This is a genomic window from Hyphomicrobiales bacterium (assembly GCA_039989895.1).
Classification (GTDB): Bacteria; Pseudomonadota; Alphaproteobacteria; order Rhizobiales; family JACESI01; genus JACESI01.
Window position 1 is genome coordinate 305613 of the sequence record JBDXGY010000002.1, and the last position, 26888, is coordinate 332500.

25 protein-coding genes and 2 pseudogenes (1 of these 27 only partly in view) are annotated in these 26888 nt (G+C 46.6%); 18 read left to right on the forward strand and 9 right to left on the reverse strand.

Annotation, left to right across the window (positions count from 1 at the left end):
* Positions 1–13 precede the first annotated feature (13 nt).
* From ABJ081_02220 to ABJ081_02230, 3 genes are all read left to right on the forward strand, one after another.
* On the forward strand, positions 14–1846 hold the full coding sequence (locus ABJ081_02220) for a M3 family oligoendopeptidase (protein ID MEP6355481.1): 1833 nt from the start codon (positions 14–16) through the stop codon (positions 1844–1846).
* A gap of 35 nt (positions 1847–1881) precedes the next feature.
* Positions 1882–3246 (forward strand): AarF/UbiB family protein, encoded by a 1365-nt coding sequence (locus ABJ081_02225; protein MEP6355482.1) that lies wholly within the window; start codon positions 1882–1884, stop codon positions 3244–3246.
* Between the two features lie 110 nt (positions 3247–3356).
* Positions 3357–3488, forward strand: a complete 132-nt coding sequence (locus tag ABJ081_02230) for an aa3-type cytochrome c oxidase subunit IV (GenBank protein MEP6355483.1) — start codon at positions 3357–3359, stop codon at positions 3486–3488.
* Positions 3489–3510: 22 nt separating this feature from the next.
* On the opposite strand, the gene ABJ081_02235 is transcribed toward ABJ081_02230, so the two are convergent.
* The 5 genes from ABJ081_02235 to ABJ081_02255 form a co-directional block, all read right to left on the reverse strand.
* On the reverse strand, positions 3511–4371 hold the full coding sequence (locus ABJ081_02235) for a tetratricopeptide repeat protein (GenBank protein MEP6355484.1): 861 nt from the start codon (positions 4369–4371) through the stop codon (positions 3511–3513).
* Between the two features lie 187 nt (positions 4372–4558).
* Positions 4559–4789, reverse strand: coding sequence for a 30S ribosomal protein S21 (rpsU, locus tag ABJ081_02240; GenBank protein ID MEP6355485.1), 231 nt, complete (start codon positions 4787–4789; stop codon positions 4559–4561).
* Positions 4790–4978: 189 nt separating this feature from the next.
* Complete coding sequence (locus ABJ081_02245; protein MEP6355486.1) at positions 4979–6076, reverse strand: 5-(carboxyamino)imidazole ribonucleotide synthase; 1098 nt, start codon at positions 6074–6076, stop codon at positions 4979–4981.
* 3 nt (positions 6077–6079) lie between these two features.
* Positions 6080–6583, reverse strand: a complete 504-nt coding sequence (gene purE / locus ABJ081_02250) for a 5-(carboxyamino)imidazole ribonucleotide mutase (protein ID MEP6355487.1) — start codon at positions 6581–6583, stop codon at positions 6080–6082.
* Between the two features lie 62 nt (positions 6584–6645).
* On the reverse strand, positions 6646–6852 hold the full coding sequence (locus ABJ081_02255; protein MEP6355488.1) for a DUF465 domain-containing protein: 207 nt from the start codon (positions 6850–6852) through the stop codon (positions 6646–6648).
* A 281-nt stretch (positions 6853–7133) separates the two neighbouring features.
* On the opposite strand from ABJ081_02255, the gene ABJ081_02260 reads away from it, so the two are divergent.
* The 3 genes from ABJ081_02260 to ABJ081_02270 all read left to right on the forward strand — a co-directional run bounded on the left by ABJ081_02260 (position 7134) and on the right by ABJ081_02270 (position 10267).
* On the forward strand, positions 7134–7313 hold the full coding sequence (locus ABJ081_02260) for a DUF465 domain-containing protein (GenBank protein ID MEP6355489.1): 180 nt from the start codon (positions 7134–7136) through the stop codon (positions 7311–7313).
* A gap of 243 nt (positions 7314–7556) precedes the next feature.
* Positions 7557–9449, forward strand: a complete 1893-nt coding sequence (locus tag ABJ081_02265) for a propionyl-CoA synthetase (GenBank protein MEP6355490.1) — start codon at positions 7557–7559, stop codon at positions 9447–9449.
* Positions 9450–9478: 29 nt separating this feature from the next.
* Positions 9479–10267, forward strand: coding sequence for a glucose 1-dehydrogenase (locus ABJ081_02270; protein ID MEP6355491.1), 789 nt, complete (start codon positions 9479–9481; stop codon positions 10265–10267).
* 45 nt (positions 10268–10312) lie between these two features.
* Here the strand turns inward: ABJ081_02270 and ABJ081_02275 are convergent, their stop codons facing one another.
* Positions 10313–11062, reverse strand: a complete 750-nt coding sequence (locus ABJ081_02275) for a cell cycle transcriptional regulator TrcR (protein ID MEP6355492.1) — start codon at positions 11060–11062, stop codon at positions 10313–10315.
* A 306-nt stretch (positions 11063–11368) separates the two neighbouring features.
* On the opposite strand from ABJ081_02275, the gene ABJ081_02280 reads away from it, so the two are divergent.
* From ABJ081_02280 to ABJ081_02295, 4 genes and pseudogenes are all read left to right on the forward strand, one after another.
* Positions 11369–11554 carry a DUF1192 domain-containing protein gene (locus ABJ081_02280; protein ID MEP6355493.1) on the forward strand — a complete coding sequence of 62 codons (186 nt, stop codon included), beginning with the start codon at positions 11369–11371 and terminating at the stop codon, positions 11552–11554.
* A 319-nt stretch (positions 11555–11873) separates the two neighbouring features.
* Positions 11874–12404, forward strand: coding sequence for a DUF1465 family protein (locus ABJ081_02285; protein MEP6355494.1), 531 nt, complete (start codon positions 11874–11876; stop codon positions 12402–12404).
* Positions 12405–12538: 134 nt separating this feature from the next.
* A pseudogene (locus ABJ081_02290) lies at positions 12539–12727 on the forward strand (GMC oxidoreductase).
* Between the two features lie 455 nt (positions 12728–13182).
* Positions 13183–13377 carry a hypothetical protein gene (locus ABJ081_02295; GenBank protein MEP6355495.1) on the forward strand — a complete coding sequence of 65 codons (195 nt, stop codon included), beginning with the start codon at positions 13183–13185 and terminating at the stop codon, positions 13375–13377.
* Between the two features lie 228 nt (positions 13378–13605).
* Here ABJ081_02295 and ABJ081_02300 read toward each other — a convergent pair whose 3' ends face one another.
* Positions 13606–13947 carry a Lin0512 family protein gene (locus ABJ081_02300; GenBank protein MEP6355496.1) on the reverse strand — a complete coding sequence of 114 codons (342 nt, stop codon included), beginning with the start codon at positions 13945–13947 and terminating at the stop codon, positions 13606–13608.
* Positions 13944–14312, reverse strand: a complete 369-nt coding sequence (locus tag ABJ081_02305) for a Lin0512 family protein (GenBank protein ID MEP6355497.1) — start codon at positions 14310–14312, stop codon at positions 13944–13946. The genes ABJ081_02300 and ABJ081_02305 overlap by 4 nt, the downstream gene beginning before the upstream one ends.
* Before the next feature lie 164 nt (positions 14313–14476).
* Here ABJ081_02305 and ABJ081_02310 point away from each other — a divergent pair, with 164 nt between their 5' ends.
* The 8 genes and pseudogenes from ABJ081_02310 to clpB all read left to right on the forward strand — a co-directional run bounded on the left by ABJ081_02310 (position 14477) and on the right by clpB (position 25580).
* Positions 14477–14839 carry a hypothetical protein gene (locus tag ABJ081_02310; GenBank protein ID MEP6355498.1) on the forward strand — a complete coding sequence of 121 codons (363 nt, stop codon included), beginning with the start codon at positions 14477–14479 and terminating at the stop codon, positions 14837–14839.
* A gap of 144 nt (positions 14840–14983) precedes the next feature.
* Positions 14984–16225, forward strand: a complete 1242-nt coding sequence (locus ABJ081_02315) for an aspartate kinase (GenBank protein MEP6355499.1) — start codon at positions 14984–14986, stop codon at positions 16223–16225.
* Between the two features lie 27 nt (positions 16226–16252).
* On the forward strand, positions 16253–18514 hold the full coding sequence (gene ptsP / locus ABJ081_02320) for a phosphoenolpyruvate--protein phosphotransferase (GenBank protein ID MEP6355500.1): 2262 nt from the start codon (positions 16253–16255) through the stop codon (positions 18512–18514).
* Between the two features lie 66 nt (positions 18515–18580).
* Complete coding sequence (prfA, locus tag ABJ081_02325) at positions 18581–19654, forward strand: peptide chain release factor 1 (GenBank protein ID MEP6355501.1); 1074 nt, start codon at positions 18581–18583, stop codon at positions 19652–19654.
* Positions 19655–19659: 5 nt separating this feature from the next.
* On the forward strand, positions 19660–20547 hold the full coding sequence (prmC, locus tag ABJ081_02330; protein MEP6355502.1) for a peptide chain release factor N(5)-glutamine methyltransferase: 888 nt from the start codon (positions 19660–19662) through the stop codon (positions 20545–20547).
* 329 nt (positions 20548–20876) lie between these two features.
* Positions 20877–21140 (forward strand): annotated as a pseudogene (locus ABJ081_02335) (DUF4167 domain-containing protein).
* 536 nt (positions 21141–21676) lie between these two features.
* On the forward strand, positions 21677–22816 hold the full coding sequence (locus ABJ081_02340; protein ID MEP6355503.1) for an HD domain-containing phosphohydrolase: 1140 nt from the start codon (positions 21677–21679) through the stop codon (positions 22814–22816).
* Between the two features lie 163 nt (positions 22817–22979).
* The gene (clpB, locus tag ABJ081_02345) at positions 22980–25580 is read left to right on the forward strand and encodes an ATP-dependent chaperone ClpB (GenBank protein MEP6355504.1); all 2601 of its coding nucleotides are present in this window, start codon (positions 22980–22982) and stop codon (positions 25578–25580) included.
* Positions 25581–25620: 40 nt separating this feature from the next.
* Here the strand turns inward: clpB and ABJ081_02350 are convergent, their stop codons facing one another.
* Positions 25621–26888, reverse strand: partial view of a M23 family metallopeptidase gene (locus ABJ081_02350; GenBank protein ID MEP6355505.1) — the 3' portion only. Its footprint extends 730 nt past the window's final position; the window shows 1268 of its 1998 coding nt (coding positions 731–1998); its start codon lies off the right edge, out of view; it ends in the stop codon at positions 25621–25623.

Consider the following 26888-nt stretch of genomic DNA (forward strand, 5'->3'; position numbering starts at 1 on the left):
ATTTTACCTCAATATTGCTGCTGCTACAAAAGCCCCAACACAAGGAGCTGGTACTTTGGATGCCCTTGGGGATCTGCCGGAATGGAACTTAAGCGATCTTTATGATTCAATCGGTTCTGATACGATTTTACGCGATCTCGAAGGGGTAACAGCGGGGGCTGAGAGTTTTGCGAATAGTTATCGCGGGGCGCTTTCTGGTCTTGCAAAAAATGACCCGGATGGGCTTTTAACAGCTGTGCGCAGTTTTGAGGAAATACAAGATAAGCTCGGGCGCATTGGTTCTTTCGCCGGTCTTTCATATGCGAGTAATACGACCGATCCAGAAATTGCTAAGTTTTACGGCGACATGAATGAAAAGCTTACGGCTATCAGCTCTAATCTTTTATTCTTTGGTCTTGAACTCAACATCATTGATGATGAGCTTATTGAGGCGGCGCTCACTCATTCGGGTCTTGCGCATTACCGGCCTTGGTTTGAAGACTTGAGACTTGATAAGCCTTATCAATTGAGTGAGAAAATTGAAGAGTTATTTCATGAGAAATCAATAACAGGGCGCGGTGCTTTTAATCGACTGTTTGATGAGACAATGGCCGGTCTTCGCTTTGATGTTGATGGTGAAGAACTGGCGCTTGAGCAAACGTTGAACAAATTGGTCAGCCCTGATGGGGAGATCCGTAAAAAAGCGGCTGATGCATTGGGTAAGGTATTTAAAGCGAATATTCGGCTTTTCACCTTAATTACAAATACGCTTTCTAAAGATAAGGAAATTTCTGATCGCTGGCGTGGTTTTGAAGATGTTGCGGACAGTCGGCATCTTGCAAACCGTGTGGAGCGCGATGTGGTGGATGCATTAGAAAAGGCAGTTTCAGACGCCTATCCGCGCTTGTCGCACCGCTATTATGCGATGAAAGCCAAATGGTTAGGGATGGAAAAACTCAATCACTGGGACCGCAATGCGCCTTTGCCGCGTGAAGACCATTCTGTAATTTCATGGGATGAGGCGCGCGATACGGTGCTTTCAGCTTACGGCGGTTTTTCCCATGAAATGCGCGATATTGCGAAAGATTTTTTTGATAAAGGCTGGATTGATGCACCCGTGCGTGAAGGCAAGGCGCCTGGCGCCTTTTCACACCCGACCGTGCCGAGCGCTCATCCTTATGTATTGATGAATTATCAAGGCAAAACCCGCGATGTGATGACCTTGGCACATGAACTTGGCCATGGGGTGCATCAGGTGCTAGCCGGCCCTCAAGGGGCGCTCATGGCACCGACACCGCTGACCTTGGCGGAGACGGCCAGTGTGTTTGGTGAAATGTTGACTTTCCGCGCGCTGCTTGCACAAAAAGAAAATGCAGCTGAGCGTAAAATCATGCTCGCCTCCAAAGTCGAGGATATGCTCAATACGGTGGTGCGGCAAATTGCGTTTTATACGTTTGAGCGCCGTATTCACACAGCGCGACGAGAGGGGGAGCTGACCTCTGATCAGATCAATGAAATATGGATGGGCGTGCAGAGAGAAAGTCTAGGGGACGCTGTTAAATTTGGCGAAGGATATGAGACCTTTTGGACCTATATCCCGCATTTCATTCATTCGCCCTTTTATGTTTACGCTTATGCGTTTGGCGACTGTCTCGTGAATTCGCTCTATGCGGTTTATGAAGATGCTGAAGAAGGGTTCCAAGAGAAATATTTTGAGCTTTTGAAAGCTGGCGGCACAAAGCATCATTCACAGCTTCTTGCACCCTTTGGTCTTGATGCGAGCGATCCTGCTTTTTGGCAAAAAGGGTTGTCTTTACTTGAAGGGTTTATTGATGAGTTGGAAGCACTTGATGCGGCGTCTACATGATCGAAATCTTCTCTTGTTATCAGTAAGGCCAATTTATGGTGGAAGATGATTATTCACGCGAAGACAATCGTTTAGGGGGACGACTTTCGCGCTATGCGAAGGTGGGAACGGGCGTTGGTGGCATTGCCATAAAAATGGCGGGCAATCGCCTTTTTGGTGGTGATTTAGATAAAGATAAAAACGCAGCCGAGCTTGCGGTTGCGCTTGGTAACCTTAAAGGCCCGATCATGAAAATCGCGCAGCTGGTGGCGACAATACCGGAAGCTGTGCCTGCAGAATATGCGGCCGAATTATCTCAGTTACAGTCAGATGCGCCGCCCATGGGGCGGGTGTTTGTCAAGCGTCGAATGCGCTCGGAGATGGGCCCCAATTGGCAAAGCCGCTTTTCGTCCTTTGATAAAGAGCCAGCCGCCGCCGCATCATTAGGTCAGGTGCATCAAGCGATCAGTCTTGAGGGTGAAAAGCTTGCTTGCAAGTTACAGTATCCTGATATGTCGAGTGCTGTGGAGGCTGATCTTGGCCAACTGCAATTGATTCTTTCGCTTTATCGGCGCATGGAAAAAGCCATTGATACGCGTGAAATAGCCAAGGAAATTGGTGCGCGTGTGCGCGAAGAGCTGGAATATTTTCGTGAAGGTAAGCACATGCGGCTTTATGGCAATATCCTGGGCGATGAGCCTTTGGTGCGTGTGCCTCAATATTATGCCGATTTATCAACTGACCGTCTTTTGACGATGCAGTGGTTACAAGGTCACAAAATGTTGGAATATAAAGAGCATAGTGAAAGTGATCGCAATCGGCTTTGTGAAGCGATGTTCAAGGCGTGGTGGCATCCGTTTTGTCAGGTCGGCATCATTCATGGTGACCCGCATCTTGGAAATTATACAGTTTTTGAGAAAGATGGTCAGCCAGGCGGTATTAATCTTCTGGATTATGGTTGTATTCGTATTTTTCCACCAAGTTTTGCTCAAGGTGTTATCGACCTGTATCATGGTTTGCGCACTGATGATCGAGCAAGGGTTGTTCATGCTTTTGAGACATGGGGCTTCAAAGGTCTGACCAAGGAGCTGGTTGACATTATGAGCGTATGGGCGAAGTTTATCTACGGGCCAATGCTGGAAGACAGAGTGCGCGAAATCGCCGATGGTGTGAAACCGGGTGAATATGGACGCAAGCAGGCTTTCACTGTTCACAAAGCCCTTCGTGAAAATGGTCCTGTAACTATCCCGCAAGAATTTGTCTTTATGGATCGCGCTGCCATTGGGCTTGGCAGTGTGTTTTTACATATGCGGGCGAAGTTGAATTTTTATCAACTTTTCAATGAACAGATTGAAAATTTTGATATTGATGGTTTGACAAAACGCCAAGTGCGGGCGTTGGATGAGGTGGCGCTTGTGTGAACTGTCTCTTTCTTTAGAGTAGGCAATAGGCAGAGCATAAAATTTACTTGCTTGCGCTTGTCGTGGGCATTGGGTATAGCCAGATTAAGATAGGAATAAGGGATAAAGTTATGGCTGGAAAAAAATCTGCAATGAATTATCAGGAGCATGAAAAGACATATAATCTTTTTCTTGCGATGAGTAAGTACGGCACAGTTGCTGTTATTGTGATTTTAGTACTTATGGCCATCTTTTTGCTCTAGCCAATGTCAGGTTGATTTATTTTCAATCTGGAGATGGTTTGGTAGTTTTGCCTTTATTCGCTTCGAGCCGAGCTAGGCCTTGTAATGCTGGGGCATGATTGGGTTGCAACTTCAGGGCATTTCGATAAGCACGATTTGCCTTCTTTATATTTCCGACTTTCTCGTTAGCAAAACCGTTGTTGGTCCAGGCTCTGAAAGATTGACTGTCACGGCGCAATGATTCATTAAAATCAACCAAAGCAGATTTTGTATTACCTATTGCTAGGTAGCTTGCCCCGCGACCATTCCATGGCGCAGCTTCGCGCGGTGCCAGTGAAATGGCTGTTGTGAAATCTTCTATGGCTTCGCTGTTACGATTATTTATTTGATATAAAAGCCCGCGATTATGAAATGCGCGTGGGTCGGTGGTGCCGAGAGTAATTGCTTTGTTGTAGTTTTCTAGTGCCTTTGGTGAGTTGCCTTTTTCTCTATAAATGTTGCCAAGACCAATATAAGCAGCATCATATTGACTATTTATTTGTAGTGCTTTCGAGTAATCGGCAATGGCTTCTTCAGTATTTCCCGAGGCTTTTTGTATAACTGCGCGATTGCCATAAGCTTGATAAAAGTTAGAATCAATGGCGATTGCTTTATTGAAATCTGCAAGAGCCAGTCGGGGTTGTCCGGCTGTGCCGTAGGCTGAGCCGCGCGTGTTATAAGCGGCAGCATCCTGAGGATTTTCTTTGATCACCTTTGTGAGCGAGGCAATGTTGCCTTTTGAAGCGGCTGTAGGGTCAACGGCTTCTAGGTCCACAAATGAGTTCGCGCCTGCGCATGCAGAAAGCGCCGCGGCACAAAGCCATACAAGTCCGATTTTTTTAATTTGTTTAATGAGTGATGCCATTGTTTTGACCTTGCCTGTATCTTCAGAGCTGCTTTTCAAACAGGTACGCGCACAATAGGTTTATGTAATAGATTTAATTATGGCGAAAGTACAAGATTAAAAAAAGGCTAAGATGCGACTGTTAAGTAACACATTCTCAGCCTTAATGGGATTTTGAATATCAAAGTTGGAACAAGCCAACTGATAATTATCGACGCGGCGGCGCTTTGCTCGGCAATACACCCTCACGCTGCAATTTTTTGCGCGCAAGTTTGCGAGATCTGCGAATCGCTTCAGCTTTTTCACGAGCCCTCTTTTCAGAAGGTTTCTCGTAAAAATTACGAAGTTTCATTTCGCGGAAGATGCCTTCGCGCTGCATCTTTTTCTTCAGCGCTCGGAGCGCTTGATCGACGTTATTATCGCGGACCAGTACTTGCACGCTTTATATCCTAACTTGTGTTGTTTTAATTGCTGGAGTGCAAACATAAAAGGCTTCATAGCCCTATTGCACTATAAAGTATGCGCTAGGTAACAGATAGAGTTCTGTTTGTCTATGATGATTTATGTTCTGAATGCGAAAAATTAAATAGGCATAAATTGTAGCGCTAAAGAACGCTTTTAAGAGTTTTTACAATTCATTGCGCGCAGTTAATGTGTTGACATGACCCATTTTTCGGCCCTTGCGGGCGTCATGCTTTGCATAATCGTGAAAATGAGCATTTTTAGCAGCTGCATAATCGGGCCATTCGTTGATATTGTCGCCGATCAAGTTGGTCATAATGACATTTGAGTGTCGGTCTGTTGGTTGTAATGGCCAGCCGCAAATGGCTCTGACATGTAATTCAAACTGAGAATAGGCACAGGCGTCCATCGTCCAGTGACCGGAATTATGGACCCTTGGGGCTATTTCATTGACGATAAGTTGGGTTTCCCCATCTTCTTCGAGAATAAAAAATTCCACACCCATGGCGCCAATATAATCAAGAGCGCTCAAAATTTTCTCTGCTATTTGTCCCGCTTGTGTGTTGGTGTTGACAGGAATGCTCGCAGGGACGGTTGAGGTTTTTAGGATGTGATTTTCGTGGACATTTTCGGCAACATCAAAGCTGCATGTTGCCCCATCAATACCACGCACGCCAATGACGGAGACTTCTTTGCTAAAGCCGATTAATTCTTCAAGGATGAGGGGGACATTGCCGAGTTGGTCTATTGCGTCACTAGCATTGATAGGGTTATCGGCGCGAAGCATAATTTGCCCTTTGCCATCATAACCAAACCTACGGGTTTTCAAGACGCCATTGCCGCCGAATGCTTGAAGAGCTGTTTCAAGGTCGCCCGCGTTATCAACAGGCGCGAACCGCGCAACACGCGCGCCGCAGCTTTGTATGAATTTCTTCTCACTCAACCGGTCTTGCGAGACTTGTAATGCATTAGGATTTGGTCGTACTGGGCAAAACTGCGATAGAAACTCAACGGTCTCTATGGGGATGTTTTCAAATTCATAGGTGATGACATCAACGCCTTTTGCAAATTCTGCAAGGGCTGCCCTGTCTTCATATTTTGCTGTCATGCCTTCGACGCAGACATCAAAAGCCGGTCCTGTCGTTGGGCAATAGACATGGCAACGAAACCCAAGCGGGCTTGCTGCAAGAGCGAGCATACGACCCAATTGTCCGCTGCCCAAAATGCCGATTGTTGATCCTAGTTTTAATTGCGTATCGCTCATAGATTACGCCTTATCGTCATCAACAGGGATTTCAGCAACGCGGTCACTTTGTGCCGCACGCCACGCATCAAGCCGCGTTGCAAGGTCTTTGTCATGAAGGGCTAGAACGCTGGCGGCCAGAAGGGCGGCATTGATTGCTCCCGCTTTGCCAATAGCTAGGGTGCCGACAGGAACGCCTGCGGGCATTTGTACAATGGATAAAAGGCTATCTTTGCCTGAAAGCGCTTTTGATTGCACGGGAACGCCAAACACAGGCAAAGGTGTCATGGCTGCGCACATGCCGGGCAGATGGGCCGCGCCACCAGCACCGGCAATCACAACATGAAAGCCTGCATCTCTGGCGCCTTTTGAAAAATCGTAGAGTCTGTCTGGTGTGCGGTGGGCAGAAATAATTTTTGCCTCAAAGCCAATCTTCAGTTCATTAAGGATATCAGCTGCGTGATGCATCGTAGGCCAGTCTGATTGGCTGCCCATGATGATTGCTACTTTTGCTTCGTTATTTGCCATGGTCTGAACATTCCGCTCATTGTCAAATGAAAGGCGCGACTATAACGGTTGATGGTTCTCGTTCAAGCGCTGATATCCGGAAAAAGACTGTCTTCGAGCGCAGCGATTTCATCTTTAAGGTGTAGTTTTTGTTTTTTCAGTCGCTGAACTCTTAAAGGATCAGACCGGCTTGCGCCTTCTAGCGCTTCAATCGCAGCGTCAAGATCGCGGTGCTTCTGGCGCAGGTGACCGATCTGAATACGGGTAGCGAGCATTTCCTCTTCAGTCATTTTATTTATGCCTATCGTTTAAGTTTGCTCGAGGCATGCTCATTGCCTGAAAAACGAATCAATTCAAGTCTTTCTTGCATCTAGTAAATTTTGCTGAGGATTACATAGCAAATTTGATGCTTGTTTTCATAAAAACGTACTTATTGATTTTATTGATTATTTCTCACTTTTCCCCATTTTCGCCTGAATGTTGCTTATCATAATCGACGTTTAATAGTGTTTGTGTCACAATTTCTTCCGTGGACAAATCATTTGTCCCGCCAACTTTGAAAGGAGACAGTATGTCGATGGAAGCCCATCTTGTCGAACTCAAAAGAAGGCATAGTGTTTTGGAAAAACAGATAGCTATTGTAACAGCACATCCTAGCGCCAACACACTAGAAGTAGCCGCGTTAAAGCGAAAAAAACTAACTTTAAAAGATCAAATTAAGCGTATATCAGCTAACCGCGTAGCGCATTAATTTTAATGATATTCATTCATGGATCATAATAATTAAATTATAACGACTTATTATTGAGTGAACTAACCGCGCCCATCAGCGCGGTTTTTTATGTGCTAATTACAGAATTTTCCATAGCAAGTAAGTCGTATTTGGATTTGTGCAAAACCAATTGCTGGAATTATATGTTTTGCGGACCATCACAAAAGCTTATAACTATTCCTAATATGCCCTGCGAGGGGGGTTTGGGAGAGGAAGTTGAAGATGACGAGCAGATATCCAGCAGTTTATGAAGCATGGAAGCGGGCGCCAGAGGCGTTTTGGGCAGAAGCTGCAAAACAGGTCGAATGGTCGAAGCCTTATGAAAAAGTGTTTGACCCTGATTTAGGCCCTCATGGACAGTGGTTCGTTGGTGGTGAATGTAATAATTGCCACAATGCTGTTGATCGTCAAATTGCAGAAGGTCGTGGCGACCAACTCGCTATTATTTATGATAGCCCGATCACCGATTCCCAAAAGAAATTTACCTATAATCAATTGCTCGAAGAAGTTTCGGCCATGGCTGCCGTGCTTGCAGATAACGGGGTTAAAAAAGGGGACCGTGTTATCATTTACATGCCGATGGTGCCTGAGGCTGCTTTTGCCATGTTGGCTTGTGCACGATTGGGGGCGGTCCACTCTGTTGTTTTTGGGGGGTTTGCATCCCGGGAACTGGCTATCCGTATCGACGATGCAAAACCTGATGTGATTATTTCAGCCTCTTGCGGCATAGAACCTGGTCGTGTTGTTTCATATAAGCCGCTGCTTGATGAAGCGATCGATCTTGCCGAGCATAAGGTGAAATGCTGCCTTATTCTGCAACGCGAACAATTAACCGCGCCGCTGACTGAGGGGCGTGATATTGATATGAAGACTGCAATGGACGATGCGCGTGGACGTGTGGTCGATTGTGTGCCGGTCAAATCAACTGATCCTCTCTATGTACTTTACACATCGGGTACTACGGGTGTGCCTAAGGGCGTTGTGCGCGATAATGGTGGCCATATGGTCTCGCTCTTATGGACCATGTCAGCGATTTATGACGTCAAGCCTGGTGAAGTTTATTGGGGCGCATCAGATGTGGGTTGGGTTGTGGGTCACGCCTATATTGTCTATGCGCCGCTCCTGCATGGTTGCACGACTATTTTGTTCGAAGGCAAACCGATTGGCACACCGGATGCTGGTGTTTTCTGGCGGGTAATTGAAGAACATAAAGTGGTGGCTCTGTTCACGGCACCGACAGCATTTCGTGCTATCAAAAAAGAAGACCCGAACGGAGAATTGATTAAAAAATACGACCTTTCGCATTTTCGCACGCTGTTTCTTGCGGGAGAGCGCGCCGATCCTGATACAATCATCTGGGCGCAGGATCAACTTAAGGTTCCGGTGATTGACCATTGGTGGCAAACAGAAACGGGCTGGACGATTGCAGGCAATCCTGTGGGGCTTGGGCAGTTACCGGTTGTCCTTGGGTCTCCAACGGTCACGATGCCCGGTTATGATTTGCAGGTGCTCGATGACGACGGTCATGAAGTCGAAGTTGGAACGCTTGGTAATATTGTTCTTAAACTGCCGCTTCCACCAGGTGCATTGCCGACGCTTTGGCAGAACGAAGAACGCTTTATGGAAAGTTATCTCACGCGGTTTCCAGGATATTATAACACGGCGGATGCGGGGTATGTGGATGAAAACGGCTATGTTTACATCATGGCACGCACGGATGATATCATTAATGTTGCCGGTCACAGGCTATCTACTGGCGGCATGGAGGAAATTGTTGCAAGCCATCCAGATGTTGCCGAATGCGCTGTTATAGGCATCGCGGACAAGCTGAAAGGGCAGGTGCCTGCTGGGTTAGTGGTTATCAATTCAGGGGTTAGCCGCCCATCAGAAGAGATTGAAAAAGAAGTCGTAACATTGGTACGCGAAAAAATTGGACCTGTGGCTGCTTTCAAGCAGGTTTGTACTGTGAAGCGATTGCCTAAAACTCGCTCGGGAAAAATATTGCGAGCAACTATCCGCTCAATTGCAGATGGTGAAGATTATAAAATGCCGGCAACTATTGACGATCCTGCTATACTGGATGAAATTGCTGATGCGCTTAAACGCACACAATAAGAAGGCGAACATTACAAGAAGGACTTGAAATGCCCGAACACGACAATAAAGTTGCGATTGTAACGGGCGGGGCACAAGGCATAGGTTATGCTGTTGCCGAGCGCCTTTTGCGTGATGGCGCGCGGGTTGTCATTGCGGATATAAACGATAAGGCCGGTATTAGTGCAGCTAAAGTTTTAAGTGAATATGGATCAGTTGACTATGTTCATTGCGATGTTGGGGACCGGCTCGACGTTAATAATTTAGTGGCCAGCACACTGGAAGAATTTGGCGATATCGACATACTGGTCAATAACGCCGGCATTATCCAAGATGCGAATTTTCTTGAACTTAGTGAAGAAGACTTTGATCGTGTTTTGACGGTCAACTTAAAGGGTGCCTTTCTTACCTCGCAAGCTGTCGGTCGGCATATGGTTGAGAAAGTTAATCAGGGTGCTGTTGCAGGAACGATCGTGAATATATCATCGGTGAATGCGATTTTTGCTGTTGCCGATCAGGTAGCCTATTCGGTTTCCAAAGGCGGCTTAAACCAATTAACAAAAGTGTCGGCTTTAGCCCTCGCGGAATATGGTATTCGAGTGAACGCAGTTGGGCCAGGTTCTATCATGACGCCGATGCTTTCAACGTTGAATGATGATCCGGCTGCCAAAAAACGGATTTTATCACGCACACCGCTGGGCCGCGTTGGTGACCCTGATGAAATGGCTGCCATTGTGTCATTTCTCGCGTCAAATGATGCAAGCTATATCACAGGCCAGACACTCTATGCTGATGGTGGTCGATTGGGCCTCAATTTTACGGTTGAACCGCCTGAATAGAGGTGAATCGCGGCCACCAAACAGGAGGCCGCAATTTTAGCATGCTTACTCGTCTGAAGGTTCGTCTTTTTTCAGTTCTGTAAGTTTTGAGAAAACTGAATCGACATCATACTCAGGCTCCGCTGGTTCTTCTGGCTCCAGCGGCTTGTCAGATGATTTGAAAACATCAGCATCGTCAACAACTGTCTTCGGCTCACTTGTTTGATAAAGTGGCGCGGTTTCAGACACGGGTTGAAGGGTGTCGCCTTCAGGCTGATCTGGTTTTGGCGGCAAATTCTTGGCAGCTTTTGTCACTTCTGCATCCAATGAAATCTGGGTGCACAGGCCGAGAATTACTGGGTCGCTTGGTGTTAGATTAGCAGAATTCCAGTGCGACCGATCACGGATGGCCTGAATGGTTGGCTTTGTAGTGCCGACAAGCTTGATGATTTGCGAATCTTTCAATTCAGGATGATTGCGTGTGAGCCACAAAATAGCGTTTGGCCTGTCCTGTCGGCGCGACACTGGTGTGTAGCGAGGAGCCTTTTTCTTAGTTTCTGGAACGAGTACTTTTGGTTTTGCCATTTGCAATTTGTGATTGACATCGTCTTGTGCTTTTTCAATTTCGTCGCGGCTGAGCTGACCCGTTGAGACAGGATCTAGTCCTTTGATGCCCTGTGCAGAATCACCATCGGCGATGGCCTTCACCTCAAGCGGGTGTAATGTACAAAAATCCGCAATTTGATCGAAAGAGAGAGATGTATTGTCAACCAGCCATACCGCGGTTGCTTTTGGCATCAAAAGTGTCTGGGCCATAGGTAAAGTCCTTTTGTATGCTCGCCAGCTTAATCAGGCTGGAAACGAGGCAGTCATGTCTTTGACGATGACGAGAGATGAAAGTTCTATACTTGCTTTAGGCTTCGTTCGCAACCAAGATTTATCATCATTTTATTTGGCTATGGGTTAGTCGGGGATAAGCGGCACTTTTGATATCTTATTCGTTTGATAGGCATGGGGGGTCTTTGGCCAATGTGTCACATGAATTTTTGGATGTTTTGAATATCGCGAGTGAGGGAGTATAAGTTATTTAAATATTTGCGGTGTGAGCTGGAGGAGTTTTGGATGTTTGATGAGGAGCCATTAAAAAAAGAAACAGCGCATGTGGTTGGTCAAGATTTATCAACATTTTCGATTGAGGAACTTGAAAAAAGAATTGCGGATTTGAAGCTGGAAATTGATCGTTTGGACACTGAGGCTGAAAACAAACGCGCCTCAAAGAAGTCTGCTGAGAGCTTTTTTAAGAGTTGAGGGTAGGTCTTATTGACACAGAATATGGTAAATATTTACTCCTTGTTAATCTTTCTAAATTATTACTTTGAGCGTTAAGGAATGAAGCGATATTTCGCGGAATTCTGGACTTAGTGGCCCCTACCACTTTGTTTGAAACCTCCCTGTTTAGACTTCAGCCGCTTTTCCGAAAGCGGCTTTTTTTTAACCTTAATTTCTTGTTAGTGTGTGTATTGCGCTCTTGTTCTTTTACATCTTGGTGATGATCGCCTAGTGTGAATTTTAGAGTTCCAGTAACGGTCGCCAATGGCGCCGGGTTAAGTAGTAGGTAGCGTAAAATATGACAGATCAAACCAATATGATCGAATTGAACGGAAACGACGGTGTTGTCTCGTTTAGCAATCGCCTTATCAGCTCACCTGCATTCTTTGAGTTATTTGAACGAGGTATGTCGCTGGTTGAAGAAGCCGCGAATTATCTTGATGTTGAAGGTCGGCTCGCCGCGAAAACACTAGAGCGTGAGGCTTCTCTTTCTTATGCAACCGAATCGATGCGCTTGACCACACGCCTGATGCAGCTTGCATCATGGCTTTTGCTTCAGCGCGCGGTGAGTGAAGGTGAAATGACGATTGCTCAAGCTCAAGACGAAAAGCAGAAGGTCAAACTTAAAAAACAAGGGACTCTCACAAATGGTGAGAAATGGGACCAGTTACCTGATGAGCTGAAAGATTTGATTGAGCGGTCTATCCGGCTGCAAGAACAAGTCTTGCACTTTGATGAAGCTCTCACATCATCGACTAAGGTTGCGGTGCAAGATATTAATCCACTGGCCGCGCATATGAATCTTCTGTCTGACGCTTTCACGAATTAAGATCTTAAAGTGCAGCGATCGGCGCTGCTTTAAAGCTTCCTTCGCCATACTTTGCTCTATTGTATGGAGTTTTTAAATGTCTACGATCTCTACGTCATATGCACCACCGTCAACGGCATCACCCTCTGCCTCGGCACCCCGTGGGGACCGCGAAAATGGGGTCGGATTCCATGGCTGTGGTGGATGATCAATTGCGGGTGCACGGCATTAAAGGCCTGTGCGTGGTCGACGCCTCCATCATGCCGACAATAACATCAGGCAACACCCATGCCCCCGTGATGATGATCGCAGAAAAAGCGAGCGAGATGATTCTGGCGAAGTGAAGTCCGCTCATGCGCCCAAAATGAACTGGGAAAACCTTCTAATTTAGAATCTAATAAACGCTCAAACCTACTCAAGGTGTATTCGACTGCTGGTTTCTGTGAGTAAATTTAAACTTATACACAGGGAGTGTGGGAACAAAGGGCAAACATCCTTGCAATCTTAAAAAGCACGGAATCCTGCCAAAAATAAGACTTGACGGGTGCGAAAAATGCTGTAAATTGCACAGCAAGCAGCTCACCTGAAATGCGAATGATAATGAGCAGAGCAGGTGGATATCAAAAAGTATTGATTTTTTCTTAATTAAGATATAAAAAAAGGATGCCGCAATAATTGTGGCATCCTTTTTCTGTTTGGTGGTTGAGACGCGCATCGAGCACATCACTCCTCCAACTAGCAAATGGAGTGTACGGCTTAGAGAAAGGCAAATCAAGACGTCTCTAAGGAGTATACGCCAATGGCTTATACAAAAAGGGCAAAGAGCCCTGCAATGACACCAGAACTAGCTGGTGAAATTAAATATCTATGGAATACCACTGATATGAATCAGGCTCAGATTGCCGCTCAGTTAGGCGGGCTCAATCAAGGTCGGGTTAGTGAAGTGATTTCTGGGGCTCGTTTTAGCGATATTAGCCCATCTGTAGGTGCATAAATATGGCGCGAAACGAGAAAACTTCGAGATCAGTTGCATCTCAAGCGGCTAAAATCCTACGCAACCCTAAGTCTACAGCGGCGCAAAGATCAGTTGCTGGTTCAGCACTGACGCAAGCGCCAGACAAAAAGAGCAAACGTAAATAAACAAGAATGGAAGAGGAGGGCATGTTGCTCTCCTCTTCTAATATATGTGTTGCCTAGGGCGTTCCCTGCTCAACTCACCCCCCTAAAGCGGGTAGCGCACGACGACGCCGGCATTGACAATCACACTCATTCTACCCGTGACCTCATCGGGTACATTCAACCCGCCTTTAATGGCTTTGGGTGTGACGGCCCCAAAGGGGAGTTCTTTCGCCACTTCTTCCAGATTGATTTTATCCGGCTCTTGGGCCGCTAGGTTTAGTTCTATTTGCATGGCGTTGGGGTCCATGTCCAAGCTCTTAAACAGGGTCAAGGATGAATGGTGGATGGCGTCTTGGACGGCGCGTTTTGCGGCTTTGGTGTAGTCCATGCCATAAAGATCATTGCCCGTTCCCATCTCTAATATAATGCGTTTCAAGGGGGTCATGCTGGCACTCCGTAGCTTTTGCCCTCAGGCAGATCGAGATAGACCACAAGCGCTGCATTGGCCATAATCGTGGTGTTGGTTCCCGCTTCATTGGGCGTATCCATGCCGCCTGTTTCAACGCTGACCGTGGCCGAGCCATAGGGGAGGAGGGCTGCAATGGCTTCGGTGTCGACTTCATCGGGCTTCTGTACGCCGATGAGTATGTTGACCTGCATCGCATCGCGCGGCAAATCAAAAGCATCAGCCACCACGAGGGCGTTTTGTCGAAGCGCGTTTTGAACGGCGCGGGTGGCGGCTTTGGTGTAATCACCGCCTTGAATATCGGTTCCCATGCCAAGCTCAAGCGCCATGCGTTTTAATGCCATAATGTTGGTTCCTTATTTGGTCGATACCAGTTTAGCACGAAGGATAAATGGGCTGTCACCTAAAATATGCATTGAGCAAATAATCTTAGGGTCAATGATCTTGGCCATTGAGCTGGTTACTGTGAGCTGATAGGTTATGAGCCATTGGGAATATTTCAGGTATAATGATGTCATTATCAATTTTAAAAAACGATGTGCTTGGCGTTGTCGCTGGCGCTGTTATAGGGCTTTTGCTCCAATCAGTTGCCGTTACTTTATTCCTCGGGGTTCCTTTTGAGCAGCTGGTGACCATTTGGGGACGCTACGGTGTTGCGATATTATTGGTTGCTCTATTTTGTATATTTTACAAAGTCATGTCGCCGAAAAAGGCGCTTATTGCGTCTCTTTTGTGCGGTACGCTTATCCCGTCCTTGTTAGCTAAACTTGCCTTTACTTATGGGGTGCACTGGGATCTTTTGCTGGCCTTTAATCTTTTATTTTCAATCGTCGCTTTGTTGGTCTATCGCCAAATTGCTCGACATGAATAGACGCGGATAGCTGCAAAAAAACAACGAATGGTTGATCAGGGGCGTGTTTATCTGTATGAGGCTTGCAACATCAGGTGAACGAGGTGTTTGAACACACCGCACTGGTTTTGTAAGAAATTCAAAAGACTTAAGCGAGAGTATTCTATGGCACGATTGGTGATGAAGTTCGGCGGGACATCCGTTGGCGATCTCGATCGGATTCGTCGTGTTGCACGTCACGTTAAACGTGAGGTTGATGCGGGACATCAGGTGGCTGTTGTTGTATCGGCGATGGCGGGAGAAACCAATCGCCTTGTGGATTTGTGCCGTGAGGCTTCTCCCATGCATGATACGCGTGAATATGACTCCATTGTAGCCTCAGGTGAGCAAGTGTCCTCGGGGCTTTTGGCGATCACCCTTCAATCTATGGGTGTGGAAGCCCGCTCGTGGCTTGGCTGGCAGATTGCCCTGAAAACCGACAGTGTGCACGGCTCCGCGCGGATTGCTGACATTGATGGCGAGAAGTTGATTGAGCGGCTTGATCAAGGGCAAGTTGCGGTTATTGCAGGGTTTCAAGGCATTTCACCTGAAGGACGCGTCGCAACCCTTGGCAGGGGTGGTTCTGATACCACGGCGGTTGCTATCGCGGCGGCGATTGATGCTGAGCGGTGTGATATATATACCGATGTTGACGGGGTTTACACAACCGACCCGCGCATTGTACCGCAGGCAAAGCGGATGGAAAAAGTGTCGTTTGAAGAGATGCTGGAGATGGCCTCTTCGGGCGCAAAGGTTTTGCAAGTACGTTCGGTTGAACTTGCCCATATTTATAACGTGCGCACCTTTGTGCGTTCATCGTTCACGGATCCGGATGATCCCTCTCTTGTAGATGTGATGAACCCGCCCGGTACGTTGATTTGTGATGAGGATGAAATTGTGGAACAGCAGATTGTAACCAGTATTGCTTATGCTAAAGATGAAGCGCAGGTGTCTTTGAGGCGTGTGGCGGATAAGCCAGGCGTTGCCGCTCAAATTTTCGGCCCTCTCGCTAAGGCGAGTATCAATGTTGATATGATTGTTCAAATCGTATCGGAAAGCGGCGATACCACAGACATCACATTTACTGTTCCATCCAGCGAGTTTGAGCGCTCAATTGAAGTGCTTAATGGCGCAGGTTTTTCTGATGTAGGTGGTGACAAAAATCTTGTGAAAGTGTCTGTAATCGGCATTGGCATGCGCTCCCATGCGGGGGTTGCTGCAACGGCATTTGCAGCACTTTCTGAAAAAGGCATCAATATAAGAGCGATCACAACTTCTGAGATTAAGATTTCTATTTTGATTGATGCAGCCTATACCGAACTTGCGGTACGCACTTTGCACAGTGTGTATGGTTTAGACGCCGATTAGCGATTACGTTTAAAATGAGGACTTCCCATGCGGTCAGCACCCGCTGGTCCTCGTATTTTGCTCCGCCGCCTTCGTGAGGTAATGGCAGAGCCAATACGGCCACAGGACCGGCTTGACAAAATAGTAAGCCAGATTGCCTCGAACATGGTGGCCGAGGTGTGCTCTATCTATGTCTTGCGTTCTGATAACGCTCTGGAACTTTTCGCCACTGAGGGATTGAAGCGGGAAGCGGTTCACAATACCAGCTTGAAAGTAGGCGAAGGGCTTGTGGGTTTGATTGCCTCTACGGCCAGTGCTCTTAATTTATCAGATGCGCAGGCTCATCCTGCTTTTGCTTTTCTTCCTGAGACTGGGGAAGAAATTTACAATGCTTTCTTGGGTGTGCCTATCTTGCGTGCCGGTCGCACACTTGGCGTGCTTGTGGTTCAAAATAAAGCGCGGCGCGTTTATTCCGAAGAAGAAGTAGAAGCACTTCAAACCATCGCAATGGTGTTTGCCGAGATGATTGTTGGCGATGAGTTGAAGGCTCTTTTATCGAAAGAGAAACAGCTCGATCGACAACGCGCAACCAGTCTTAAAGGACTTTCTTTTGCAGAAGGCATTGGCCTTGGTCACGTTGTCTTGCATGAGCCGCGCGTGGTCGTGACAAATCTGATTAGTGACAACCCTAATGTGGAATTGAGCCGTCTGGATGCGGCTATTAGTGAATTACGACTCTCTGTCGACAACATGCTTTCCCGCCGCGATATTGCAGTAAAGGGAGAGCATCGTGATATACTTGAAGCTTACCGTATGTTTGCCCATGACCGTGGCTGGGTGCGCAAGATGGAAGAAGCAGTCAATAATGGTTTGACGGCTGAGGCGGCAGTAGAAAAAGTTCAAAGTGATACGCGCGCGCGTATGTTGCGCCAATCAGACCCCTATCTGCGTGAGCGTATGCACGACTTTGACGATTTGGCTTATCGTTTATTGCGTCAATTAATGGGCAAGGCGGATGGCCAAAATACAGAAGATATCAATGATGCGATCATTGTTGCCCGTACAATGGGTGCTGCCGATCTTTTGGATTATGATCCAAGCAAAATACGTGGTCTCGTATTGGAAGAAGGCGCGCCGACTAGCCATGTGACAATTGTTGCCCGTGCTATGGGCATTGCGACCGTTGGGCAATTATCCGATTTTTTGATGTATGTTGAAGTGGGTGATGCGATTGTTGTTGATGGTGACAGCGGCGAAGTGCACTTGCGGCCTGCTCCAAATGTGGAAGCGGCTTATGCGGATAAAGTGCGCATGCGTGCCAAGCGCCAAGAGCGCTATCTGGAACTTCTTAATGTTAAACCAGTTACGAGAGACGGCATCCGCATTCAGCTCAAACTCAATGCCGGTCTTGGTATTGATGTCGATAATCTTGAAAAAACTAATGCTGATGGTATCGGGCTTTTTCGAACAGAACTACAATTCATGATTGCCTCATCTTTGCCTCGTCTAAAACAGCAGCAGGATTTTTATGAAGCAATACTAAAGAAGGCAGATGATAAACCCGTAACCTTCCGTATTTTGGATATTGGTGGCGATAAAATACTGCCTTATATGCGCATGGGCAGTGAAGAAAATCCTGCTATGGGTTGGCGCGCGATCAGGCTGGGGCTTGATCGGCCAGGACTGCTGCGGGTTCAGGTGCGAGCACTGATGGGAGCCGCAAGGGGGCGCGAATTACAGATCATGATTCCGATGGTCACCGAAGTCAGTGAGGCATATGCCGCAAAAGAACTTATTCAGCTTGAAATTAAACGTGCATCGCTTCATGGTCGAGGATTGCCGTCAAAAATTTCCTACGGTGTTATGGTCGAGGTGCCGGCCCTTTTGTGGCAGCTTGATGAGTTGATGCAAGCCGTGGATTTTGTTTCTGTGGGCTCAAATGATTTATTCCAATTCATGACCGCGTGTGACCGCAGCAATACCAAACTTTCTGGTCGTTATGATGCTTTATCTAAGGCCAATCTCAATGCGTTGAAATCGATTATTGATGCAGGCGAGCGATCGAATACTTCTGTGACACTTTGTGGTGAGATGGGTGGTCGACCGCTTGAGGTATTGGCTCTTCTTGGCATTGGTTATCGTTCACTATCTATGAACCCGTCGTCGATCGGTCCTATTAAAGCGATGATCTTGGAGACGGATCTTGCTGCTTTAACCACTGAAGTGGAAGGCTTTCTTGCGAGCAGTGATCGCCGATCATTACGCGAACGATTGACGTCTTTCGCAGAAGCTCACAATATACCTTTATAGCGATGCTCAATATCATTTTTACGACGCTGAATTCGTCATCTCTTCTTCTTTAAGGCCAACTTTCTTATGCTTTCTGATGCAAAAATTGATTCTATTCTCGCCCGAGCCGATGATGTGACGGCGCAAATGGCTGAGAATCCTGATCGTGAGACTTATGTGAAGCTTGCGCGGGAGTTTTCAGATTTGGAACCTGTGGTTGCTAATATTAATGCTCTTAGAGAAGCGCAGAATGAAGTGGCTGATCTTTTGGGCATGGTAGCTGATCCTGAAACCGATGATGAAATGCGGGAAATGGCTGAGTCTGAAGTGCCTGATTTGAAAGTCAAAATTGAAGAGCTTGAAGCGGAAATTAAAATTCAGCTTTTGCCAAAAGATATTGCCGACAATAAAAATGCGATTGTTGAGGTTCGCGCTGGCACTGGCGGCGATGAGGCGGCGTTATTCGCCGGTGATTTGTTTCGGATGTATGAGCGCTATGCGTCCACGCGCGGCTGGAAGTTTAATGTCATGACTATGAATGAGGGCGACGTCGGTGGGTTCAAAGAGGCTGTTGCGAATATTTCAGGCGAAGGCGTTTTTGCGCGGCTAAAGTTTGAATCAGGTGTTCATCGGGTGCAACGCGTACCAGAGACAGAATCGGGCGGGCGCGTTCATACATCTGCGGCCACAGTTGCCGTGTTGCCGGAAGCGGAAGAGGTGGATATCGAAATTCGAAATGAAGATATTCGTATTGATACTATGCGTGCATCTGGTGCGGGTGGGCAGCATGTTAATACCACGGATAGTGCTGTGCGCATTACCCATGAGCCATCAGGTATTGTGGTAACATCAAGTGAAAAATCACAGCACCAAAACCGTGCTAATGCGATGAAAGAATTGCGGGCTCGACTTTATGATATGGAGCGCCAGAAAGCAGATAAAGAACGCGCCGACAGTCGAAAAGGGCAAGTGGGATCGGGTGATCGCTCTGAGCGTATTCGTACTTATAATTTCCCTCAAGGTCGTGTTTCTGACCATCGTATCAACCTTACTCTTTATAAATTGGATAAAGTGCTGATGGGGGAGGCGGTGGATGAATTGCTTGATGCCTTGATTACAGACCATCAAGCAACTTTGCTTGCTGCGGTCGAAGAGGAATAGTCTTATTGGGTAAGGCATCTGAAGATCAGACACTGGGTGGCGCCTATCTTAAAGCGAAGGGCGCTCTGCGCGAAGTTTTCCATGAAAAGTCCTATGCAACGCCAGACCTTGATGCCCGCCTTTTGGTGGGGGCAGCTTGTGATGTGGCTGACCATGCGCCTCTTACCGAGGGCGGTGAAGGAATCACGCGCGATCAAGCTAAAAAAATAGACGGCTATATTAGTCGTCGTTGCGCCGGTGAGCCGGTTGCGCGCATTTTGGGTGTGAAGGCCTTTTGGGGTCTCGATTTTATCATCAGTGAACACACCCTTGTGCCACGACCGGAAACAGAAGGGATTGTGGAAGAAGTTCTCAACTGGGCGATGAGTTCTGGTCGCCGAGATGAGGCTTTACGCATTGTGGATATTGGCACGGGCAGTGGTGCTATTTTGGTTTCTCTTTTGAGCGAGTTGCCGCATGCAATTGGCTTTGGCATTGATATCAGTAAACCGGCGCTTGATATCGCTGCGCAAAATGCTGTCAGACATGGTGTGGCAGATCGATTTCAACCCGTTTTATCGAATTATGGCGCGGCAATGGATGGGCTATTTGATGTGGTGGTTTCTAATCCTCCCTATATTGCTTTGCATGAGTGTGACGATTTGGTCGTTGATGTGACGCACTATGATCCATCCGTTGCTCTTTTCGCGGGTAAAGATGGGCTGGATGCATTTAGACAGATCATGCCATGGTCTCGTGACCATCTTGCTTTTGATGGGTTTTGCATGATGGAACACGGCTCTACGCAAAGTGAAGCCGTCATTGAGATTGCCGGTGATTGTGGATTTGAGGGCTGTCGTTGTGTTTTTGATATGGCTAATTTGCCACGCTTTGTGAAAATAGTGAAAAATTAACCGATAAAACAATGAATATGTATATATTTTACAGAAATAACTTGGAAATGACGGTATAAATGTCTATCATTGCTCTATTGAAGTTACATCTAAATCAAAATGGATTTAAGAAGATATCTTCGTCACAGCTCAAAAATCAGTTTCTTGAACAGTTCTAAATTTGAACGATCGTGAAAAATGATTTTAGCATTGAGTGTGAATTTCACCTTGGTACGAAAATAGTGATCAAAGCATAATTCTAACAATTAAATGACCGCAATCGATATCGATGAAGTGCTCGCACTGGTGTTGTGAGTCGAATTTGATAAGCGAATAGAAGAGAGCCATTAATGAGGCAACATAATAATAAGAACAATAATAACAACCGTTCACGCGGTCGTGGTGGTCGTAAAGGACCAAATCCACTTACCCGTTCTTATGAAAGCAATGGACCTGATGTAAAGGTGCGCGGCACTGCACAGCATGTTGCTGAGAAATATCAAACACTTGCGCGGGATGCACTTTCTGCTGGCGATGGCATTTCTGCTGAAGCTTATTATCAGTACGCAGAACATTACAATCGCATCATCATGACAGCACAAACACAGCAAAATGCGGCCCGTGAAGAAGAGCGCCGTAATGCAGCTCAAGCGCAAGAAAATAGAGAGCAATCGAATAAGGACGCGACGCCTGTCGCACAAGATGGTCCGCAACCTGTTGTTGCTGAAGGTCCTAGGGCGGAAAAGTCTGCTGATAATGCGCGGGATAAGGAACAGCCTAAGCCTCGCAGAGGGCGTGGATCAAATCGCCCATCGCGCCAAACTGAAGTTCAAGCTAATGCATCTGTTGCCTCTGATGAAAATAAATCATCAGCGAAAGAGAAGCCTGATCCGATCAAGGAAAAACCTGATAATATTATGGATAATCCACCTGCATTTTTGATGTCGGATTAAACCATACAAGAAGCTAATGTTTTCGAGTATATTTACTCATATGCGTCAATCCGATTACTTTAGGGAGGCTATATCTCGTGGCACTTAGAGTTGATGGGTGTCATAATTATAGCGTTAACTTAGTTTTTCCATTTTCAGTCTAAGGTTACTCAATAATTAATTCCGCTTGAGAATATAATTAATTCAGTTTGAGAATCATGACACAAGCATACCATTTTCCACAGACCGTTGTTATCATAACCGACGATCTGGCAAATGCTACGAAGGTCGCCAGAAAAATGGCGGGTATCGTGTCTATTGAATTGTTTAATTGGAAGTCATTTAAGGCGGACGACGTCAATAAATATGACATTCCTGTTTTTGACATAGATATCCAGGTTTCAAAGAATGTTGCGTGGTTGAAGACAATACAAAGTAAGAATGAAAAGCTTAAAGAAACTGTTTTCTCTTTTGATAGCGGTAACCGTTCCCTTGTCGTGCAAGCAAATGCTCTAGGCGCTAATATTAGTGTTGCACGGCCGCTAAATTCTGACCAGTTGACTAATGTTATTGTCAAATTATGTAATGAAAATATAGCCACTAAAACAATCAAGCATGACGACAGCAGCCAAATAAAAAAATCCTCTGAAGCCTGCCTTACGGTTTCTGACTTAATGGATAGTATTGCGATTTCAATTCGTAAAGGCGGCAAACTTCCTGTTCAAGAAATGCAAGAGAGCAGCCGCCAAATCATTGATGCGATTCAGAATGTGGATATGGACAATTGGATGAAAGCTGTACGCTCTCATTCTTCATATACTTATCGTCATGCTATGATCGTGGCCGGTTTTGCAGCGGCATTCAGTAATAAATATAATTTAGCTCCTGCTGAAAAAGAACGTCTGACACTTGGTGCGCTTGTTCATGATATTGGCAAGGTAAAAGTACCACAAAAAATTCTTGATAAACCGGGTAAGCTTGACCCTGAAGAGCTTGTAAAGATGCAGCGCCATCCTGCTGATGGTGCGGCCATTTTGGTTAAAGACAGCCGGATGAGCAAAGAATTAATCGCGATTGCTCGCAGTCACCATGAATATCTTGATGGTTCTGGATACCCTGATGGACTTAAAGCGGATGAAATCCCTGATATTGTGCGACTTATCACGGTCATTGATATCTATTCCGCCTTGCTGGAGGCTCGGTCTTACAAATTATCAATGGAGCCACGCGAAGCATATGACACGTTGGTGGCTATGGGCGATAAGCTTGATCAAGATATTGTGCGAGCTTTTGAGCCAATTGCGATGGATGAGGAAGCGCATGTATTCATTAAACTCATTGCCGGCTCCGCTGCTTAGTAACTGTCTTTTAATGCATTGAATAGGGCTTGTGTTATTCCCATATAAGGGGAGTATCCTGCCGTGATGGAGGATATGCAGTCGTCTTTTAAGAGGCTGTTGGTTTGGTCCGGTTTATTTGCTCAACTTGAGAGGTGAAGCGACAGGCTTGAAGGTTAGTAAAATGAACATTGAACAATATTCAGAACGCGCACGGGGCTTTATTCAATCAGCCCAGACATATGCTGTGTCTAATGACCATCAGCAATTTTTGCCGGAACATATTCTAAAAGTTTTGCTGGATGATAAAGAAGGCTTTGCTTCAAGCTTGCTTGAAAAAGCGGGTGGTGATGCGCAGGCTTTACGGTTGGCGCTTGAGGCGGCTTTGAAAAAAAACCCGAAAGTCAGCGGTGGGAACGGACAGGTTTATCTTGCAGCCCCGCTTGCTAAAGTTTTTACCACGGCAGAAGATATTGCGAAAAAAACGGGCGATAGTTTTGTAACAGTTGAGCGGCTTTTTCTGGCTCTTGCTATGGAAAAATCGGCTGCAACATCAAAGATGATTTCAGATAGTGGGACATCGCCAAAGGCGATTAATCAGATCATCAATGATTTACGTAAAGGTCGCACGGCAGACAGTGCGACGGCGGAAAATGCTTATGAGGCGTTGAAGAAATATGCGCGTGATCTGACGCAAGACGCGCGCGATGGCAAGCTTGATCCAGTGATTGGGCGCGATGAAGAAATTCGCCGCGCTATTCAGGTTTTATCACGCCGCACGAAAAATAATCCGGTGCTTATTGGTGAACCTGGTGTGGGTAAAACCGCGATTGCGGAAGGCTTGGCGCTGCGCATTGTTAATGGCGATGTGCCGGAGAGCTTGCGCGATAAGACATTGCAGGCGCTGGATATGGGCGCACTGATTGCTGGCGCTAAATATCGCGGGGAATTTGAAGAGCGCTTGAAATCGGTCCTCAATGAAGTGATGGATGCCAATGGCGAAATTGTGCTGTTCATCGATGAAATGCACACGCTTGTTGGCGCGGGCAAATCAGACGGTGCGATGGATGCCTCAAATCTTTTGAAGCCAGCTTTAGCGCGCGGTGAACTACATTGTGTTGGCGCAACGACACTTGATGAATATCAAAAATATGTCGAGAAGGATGCAGCACTTGCGCGGCGTTTTCAGCCTGTTTTTGTGACCGAGCCGAGCGTGGAAGATACAATTTCTATTTTGCGCGGCATCAAGGAAAAATATGAGCTGCATCATGGTGTGCGCATAACCGATAGCGCGCTGGTTGCGGCGGCAACTTTATCGAATCGTTATATTTCAGATCGGTTTTTGCCTGATAAGGCGATTGATTTGATGGATGAGGCGGGTTCGCGGCTGCGTATGCAGGTCGATTCTAAACCTGAAGTACTGGATGAATTGGACCGCAAAATCATTCAATTAAAAATCGAGCGCGAAGCGTTGAAAAAAGAAACCGATGCAGCCTCTCAAGACCGGCTTTTATCGCTTGAAAATGAATTGACCGGCTTGGAAGAAGAATCAGCCGCCATCACCACAAAGTGGGAGAGGGAAAAAGCCTCTCTTTCTGATGCGCAAAAAATCAAGGAAGAGCTTGATCAGGCGCGCATTGATTTAGAAAAGGCGCAACGGCAGGCGAACCTTGCGAAAGCCGGCGAGCTTTCATATGGGCTTATTCCTGAGCTTGAAAAGAAGCTTGAAGATGTTGAAGCGGCCGGTGATGCGAGCGAGAATGAGCTGGTGCATGAAGCTGTTACGCCAGAAAATATAGCGCATGTGATTTCGCGCTGGACGGGTATTCCGATCGATCGAATGCTAGAAGGCGAACGCGATAAACTGTTGCGGATGGAAGACGAGCTTGGTCGCACGGTTGTTGGCCAGAGTGAGGCGGTCCATGCGGTGTCGACAGCTGTGCGCCGCGCACGCGCAGGGTTGCAAGACCCTAATCGTCCAATTGGCTCCTTTATGTTTCTAGGCCCAACAGGTGTTGGTAAAACCGAGCTTACCAAATCGCTTGCCGGATTTCTGTTTGATGATGAACAGGCCATGGTGCGCATTGATATGTCTGAATTTATGGAAAAGCACTCGGTCGCTCGTCTCATCGGTGCGCCTCCAGGCTATGTGGGTTATGAGGAAGGCGGCGTGATTACAGAAGCTGTGCGCCGCAGGCCTTATCAGGTGATTTTGTTTGACGAGATTGAAAAAGCGCATCCAGATGTTTTCAATGTGCTCTTGCAGGTTCTCGATGAGGGTCGTTTGACCGACGGGCAGGGCCGCACTGTCGATTTTAGAAATACGCTGATCATTATGACCTCGAACCTTGGCGCTGAATTTCTTGTTAATCAGAGCGAGGACGATGAGGTGGATGGCGTGCGTGATGAGGTGATGAACGTCGTGCGAGGGCATTTCAGGCCAGAATTTTTGAACCGGCTTGATGATATCGTTTTGTTTGAGCGATTGAAGCGGGTGCATATGGCTAAAATCATCGATATTCAACTCGAGCGTTTGATGAGGCTTTTGTCTGATCGCAAGATTACACTGAACCTCGATGATGATGCTAAAATGTTGCTTGCCGATAAAGGCTATGATCCCATTTACGGCGCACGGCCTTTAAAGCGCGCTATTCAGCGCTATGTCCAAGATCCATTGGCCGATCAAATTCTGAATGGGGATGTTTTGGATGGGGCGCAGGTTGAGGTGACGGCAGGAAGTGATCGACTATTATTCAAGTCAAAACTGCGCGTGGTTGCCGCTTAACGATAAAAAGGGAGGAAGCCAATCTGGTTTTCCTTTTCTTTTAATTGCTGAGTGCAAAATCCTGCTCTTTTTGCGCGTCCGGCTTATCTAAAAGTTGGTCGATACGGTTGCGTTCACGCTCAAAGGCGGCCAACTGATCACCTGATAAAATGCGCCCACGTGGTAGGCGAATACGCATTGGATCTACGTGGCGCCCATTGACGATTACTTCGTAATGAAGGTGTGGACCAGTGGATAAACCAGTTGAGCCAACATAGCCGATAATTTGGCCTTGTCGCACACGAACACCGGATTTCATACCTTTGGCAAATCGACTCATATGAGCGTAGCCGGTTTTGTAACCGTTTGCATGGCGAATTTTGATCCAGCGGCCATAACCAGAAAACCATTTGGCATCTTCTATGACGCCGTTGCCGGCTGCAAAAATAGGGGTTCCGCGTGGGGCAGACCAGTCAACGCCCTTGTGTAGGCGAGATGTGCGCAAAATAGGATGGCGGCGCCAGCCATAGCTTGAACGAAATTTTGCACGAGGAACCGGCTGACGCATCAAGAATTTTTTCGCACTGCGACCATTCTCATCATAATAATCGACTTCATTATCATCCGTGGTTTTAAATCGATAATAGCGCCGTTTTAAGTCGCCCAGCTGGAGTGATGTGTATAAAATCTCTGACTCTTTTGTCGCTTTTTCCTGCTCAGGATCGAGAGAATAAAAGACTTCCATTTTGTCAGTTTGTTTAACGGAGCTCTTAAAGTCGACATCAAAGGCATAGATGCGGATAAGCTCGCGCGCGAGTTCTGTCGGTATATTGTGTTTGAGGGCTGTTTGATAAATCCCTTGGTAGACACTCGTATTTCCTGCTGCAAATAATCTTGGCTGCAGTTGATCTTCAAGCTCGTTAGCAAGTGCCGGTTCATTTGTAGGTACAAAATCACCGCTGTCAGCGCGTGCAATTGTTATAAGATGTTGGCTATCGTCATAAATACTGATGACATCCGGTATATCTGCATTCGGCCCGCCTGCGTAATTCATGCGTATTTTGTGTGTGCTTTTAAACGTTTTATCAGGCAATTCTTTTGAAAGAGCAGAGATGATTGGATCTGCATCTTCTTCAAATCCCATTTCATCCTTCCAAAATTCTTTGAAAGTGCTGTTTGATTTTGGGTTTATGAAGCCTGCATCTTTTGTCAGTGACAAATGAGCGACGTCATTTGTTTTATTTATTGTGAGAACATTTTCGGAGCGGATCTTGACTAAGTTATCAAATGGAGATGGCGCGGCGCGGCCTTCAAAACGGGCTTGATCAA

What these genes read in the sequence shown, in the direction of transcription:
- ABJ081_02340 (MEP6355503.1), top strand. Translation starts at nt 21,677, where the DNA reads ATGACACAAGCATACCATTTTCCACAGACCGTTGTTATCATAACCGAC.
- ptsP (MEP6355500.1), top strand. Translation starts at nt 16,253, where the DNA reads ATGCGGTCAGCACCCGCTGGTCCTCGTATTTTGCTCCGCCGCCTTCGT.
- ABJ081_02275 (MEP6355492.1), bottom strand. Translation starts at nt 11,062, where the DNA reads ATGGCCCAGACACTTTTGATGCCAAAAGCAACCGCGGTATGGCTGGTT.
- ABJ081_02245 (MEP6355486.1), bottom strand. Translation starts at nt 6,076, where the DNA reads ATGAGCGATACGCAATTAAAACTAGGATCAACAATCGGCATTTTGGGC.
- clpB (MEP6355504.1), top strand. Translation starts at nt 22,980, where the DNA reads ATGAACATTGAACAATATTCAGAACGCGCACGGGGCTTTATTCAATCA.
- prfA (MEP6355501.1), top strand. Translation starts at nt 18,581, where the DNA reads ATGCTTTCTGATGCAAAAATTGATTCTATTCTCGCCCGAGCCGATGAT.
- ABJ081_02305 (MEP6355497.1), bottom strand. Translation starts at nt 14,312, where the DNA reads ATGGCATTAAAACGCATGGCGCTTGAGCTTGGCATGGGAACCGATATT.
- ABJ081_02285 (MEP6355494.1), top strand. Translation starts at nt 11,874, where the DNA reads ATGACAGATCAAACCAATATGATCGAATTGAACGGAAACGACGGTGTT.
- ABJ081_02255 (MEP6355488.1), bottom strand. Translation starts at nt 6,852, where the DNA reads ATGACTGAAGAGGAAATGCTCGCTACCCGTATTCAGATCGGTCACCTG.
- ABJ081_02265 (MEP6355490.1), top strand. Translation starts at nt 7,557, where the DNA reads ATGACGAGCAGATATCCAGCAGTTTATGAAGCATGGAAGCGGGCGCCA.
- ABJ081_02315 (MEP6355499.1), top strand. Translation starts at nt 14,984, where the DNA reads ATGGCACGATTGGTGATGAAGTTCGGCGGGACATCCGTTGGCGATCTC.
- purE (MEP6355487.1), bottom strand. Translation starts at nt 6,583, where the DNA reads ATGGCAAATAACGAAGCAAAAGTAGCAATCATCATGGGCAGCCAATCA.
- ABJ081_02260 (MEP6355489.1), top strand. Translation starts at nt 7,134, where the DNA reads ATGTCGATGGAAGCCCATCTTGTCGAACTCAAAAGAAGGCATAGTGTT.
- ABJ081_02295 (MEP6355495.1), top strand. Translation starts at nt 13,183, where the DNA reads ATGGCTTATACAAAAAGGGCAAAGAGCCCTGCAATGACACCAGAACTA.
- ABJ081_02230 (MEP6355483.1), top strand. Translation starts at nt 3,357, where the DNA reads ATGGCTGGAAAAAAATCTGCAATGAATTATCAGGAGCATGAAAAGACA.
- ABJ081_02270 (MEP6355491.1), top strand. Translation starts at nt 9,479, where the DNA reads ATGCCCGAACACGACAATAAAGTTGCGATTGTAACGGGCGGGGCACAA.
- ABJ081_02235 (MEP6355484.1), bottom strand. Translation starts at nt 4,371, where the DNA reads ATGGCATCACTCATTAAACAAATTAAAAAAATCGGACTTGTATGGCTT.
- ABJ081_02225 (MEP6355482.1), top strand. Translation starts at nt 1,882, where the DNA reads ATGGTGGAAGATGATTATTCACGCGAAGACAATCGTTTAGGGGGACGA.
- ABJ081_02310 (MEP6355498.1), top strand. Translation starts at nt 14,477, where the DNA reads ATGATGTCATTATCAATTTTAAAAAACGATGTGCTTGGCGTTGTCGCT.
- ABJ081_02280 (MEP6355493.1), top strand. Translation starts at nt 11,369, where the DNA reads ATGTTTGATGAGGAGCCATTAAAAAAAGAAACAGCGCATGTGGTTGGT.
- ABJ081_02300 (MEP6355496.1), bottom strand. Translation starts at nt 13,947, where the DNA reads ATGACCCCCTTGAAACGCATTATATTAGAGATGGGAACGGGCAATGAT.